This is a genomic window from Vibrio sp. HI00D65, from assembly GCF_001635455.1.
GTDB lineage: Bacteria > Pseudomonadota > Gammaproteobacteria > Enterobacterales > Vibrionaceae > Vibrio.
Genome location: NZ_LWEH01000595.1, coordinates 1 through 424 on the forward strand (window position 1 = coordinate 1; position 424 = coordinate 424).

Genomic DNA, 424 nt, shown 5'->3' on the forward strand with positions numbered 1-424 from the left:
TGGAACGTTGGAGTTACTTGCAGGTAACAAAGTGGTAATGGAAGCTACAGATACGTTGTCTTTGACAGCATCTGGATCAGCGGACATTGCTATATCAATGATGGAGATAACNTAAGATGGCATATGTAGGTAACCCTATAGATACACAAAATACTTTTCAATCTCTTGTAGGCAAGAGATTTAATGGTGATGGAAGCACAACTGCATTTACATTAGATGTAGCACCTTCTTCAGTATTAGACATTGAAGTATTTGTTGGTAATGTAAGACAAGACCCTAACTCAGCATACACTTTATCTGGAACAACACTATCGTTTACTGGTGCACCTCCTAGCGGCACAAACAATATTTATGTTGTTCATCAAGCAAAGAGTGTAGGAACTATTGATGTTGGTACAAATGGAGTTAGTACAATAAGTATACA

The 424-nt window shown here is 37.6% G+C and carries 1 protein-coding gene; it reads left to right on the top strand.

The genetic code is table 11. The features are described 5' to 3' along the window. Window positions 1–116: 116 nt before the first annotated feature. The coding region (locus tag A3712_RS24095; protein WP_197465911.1) for a hypothetical protein at window positions 117–424 on the top strand (308 nt) is incomplete at its 3' end.